Genomic DNA, 2,106 nt, shown 5'->3' with positions numbered 1-2,106 from the left:
CGGCGGCGCCGTGCTGCGCGCCGCCGGCATGGAACTGGCGCGGCAGCCAGTGGCCGCCAGCCATGCCCAGCAGGGCGGCGCCGAGCACGATCAGTGGAAATGGCAGATGCAGCGCGGCGATGCCGATAAATGCCATGGCTGCAATGGCGATCAGGCTGGGACTGCGCAAGGTGCGCCGGCCCAGGCGCCAGGCGGCGGCCAGCACGATGGCGACGACGGCCGGCTTGATGCCGTACAGGATGGCGGCGATGGCGCCCACGTGGCCGTAAGCCATGTATAGCCAGGACAGGACGATCAGCAGCAGCAGCGAAGGCAGCAGGAACAGCAGTCCCGCCATGATGCCGCCGCGCGTGCGGTGCATCAGCCAGCCGATGTAGATTGCCAGCTGGGTCGCTTCCGGCCCCGGCAGCAGCATGCAGTAATTCAATGCATGCAGGAAGCGCTGTTCGGAAATCCAGCGGCGCTTTTCCACGAGTTCAGCATGCATCATGGCAATTTGTCCGGCCGGGCCGCCAAAGCTGACACAGCCCAGCTTGAGCCAGTACCAGAAGGCGCTGCGCAGGCTGACGGCGGCGGGTGGAAGGTTGGCGTGCTCGTGCATGGCGTTCCTGTGCATGGCGTGCGGAGGGCTGGCAAAGGTGATGGGCATAAAAAAGGGGAAGCCTGAGCTTCCCCTTTCATCATTGGCGGCTGGGCGAACCCGGCGCGCTTATGGACGCTGCGTGTTGACCTGGATCAACGGCTCGTCCGATTGCGGCGGCAATGGCTTGCGTTCGCGTGGCTTGCGTACCGGTGCGACTGCCTTGGCGGCCGCTTCCTGCGCCAGGCGCAGTTTTTCCGGATCGGTGGCAGCCAGGGTCAGGCCTGCCGAACCAAGCACCGCGTCCAGGTCCAGTGGCGCGGCCACGGGGGCTGGCGCTGGTGCTGGCGCAGGAGCAGGGGCGGGAACGGGAGCAGGAGCAGGAGCAGTAACTGGCTCAGCGGTTGGAGCAACTGCTGGCGCAGCGTCGGCAACCACGGGAGCGGCTTCCTCTGCGGCGGGCATTTCAGCGGCTGGCACCACTGCTGGTGCATCCTCGATCACGGCGATGGCTTCGACCAGCGGCGCCGCTTCCACCACGGGTGCGGCTTCCACGATGGCGACAGGCACGGCTTCGACGATGATTTCCGCAGGCGCAGTAGCTGCGACTGCTTCAGGCGCGGCTTTTTCGGCAAAGCTGTACTCGGCAGCTGGTGCTGGCTCGGCAGCGGCTGGTTCAGCTTGCGCTGCAGCAACGACTGCTTCGGCCGGGGCTGCCGGTACGATCACTTCGGCGGCAGGTGCTGCTGCAGCAAGCGTTTCAGCGGCTGGCACAGCTTCAGCAGCTGGCGCAACGTCTTCCACCTTGGCGATGTCCGCGACCTTGGCCACTTCCACCACTTCGATGACTTCGACGACGGCGGCTGGCGCGGCGTCGGCGGCAGCTTCCACTGGCGCGGCGACGGCGACGACAGCGGTCGTCACGACAGCCACGGGAGCGGCAACGCTGTCGGCTTCCGGCGCCGGGGCAACCGTAAAGCTGATCACGGGGGCGTCCTGGCCTTCGGTGTCGCCGTTTGCCGATTCAATCAGCTCGCCCGTTTCACGGTCGCGGCGGTTGCGGTTGCGGCCACCACGGCGGCGGCGGCGGCGCGGTTCTTCGCCCTCGACGTCGCTTTCCGACTCTTCGCCTTCAGGACCGGCGTTCGCCGGGGCTTTCAGCAAGCTCGTTGGCGCGTCGTCGGCGGCAGGGCCGTTTGACGGCACGACCACGTTGACAGCGGTGGCGGTGACGCCCAGCAGTGCCAGCTCTTCAGTTTTCACTTCAGCAACAACAGCCTTGTCGGCGCGTGGTTCGCGCGCTTCGCGTGGCTGGCGTGGCGGGCGTTCCGCGCGCTCTGGACGTTCCGCGCGTTCCGGACGCTCGGCGCGTTCCGGACGTTCGCCGCGTTCGCGTGGTGCGGCCGTGGCGTCGCCTGGCTCGCGCGCTTCACGCGGTTCGCGTGGCGGACGCGGCGGGCGTGGCGGACGGGCGGCTTTTTCCAGTGCTTCCGCTTCTTCGCGGCATCGTCCTGGGCTGGACGGCC

General features: G+C 67.8%; 1 protein-coding gene and 1 pseudogene. Both read right to left on the bottom strand.

Going from position 1 to position 2,106, the window contains the following annotated elements; translation table 11 throughout:
* On the bottom strand, positions 1 to 601 hold a 601-nt coding region (locus JaAD80_RS28070), incomplete at its 3' end, for a chromate transporter (RefSeq protein ID WP_146012580.1).
* A 108-nt stretch (positions 602 to 709) separates the two neighbouring features.
* Positions 710 to 2,106, bottom strand: a pseudogene (locus tag JaAD80_RS31030) (ribonuclease E/G); the annotation flags it as partial.

The organism is Janthinobacterium sp. AD80 (assembly GCF_002878455.1).
Classification (GTDB): Bacteria; Pseudomonadota; Gammaproteobacteria; order Burkholderiales; family Burkholderiaceae_D; genus Janthinobacterium.
The sequence above is the reverse complement of the archived record's forward strand: the minus strand, read 5'-3'. Positions and strand labels throughout refer to the sequence as shown.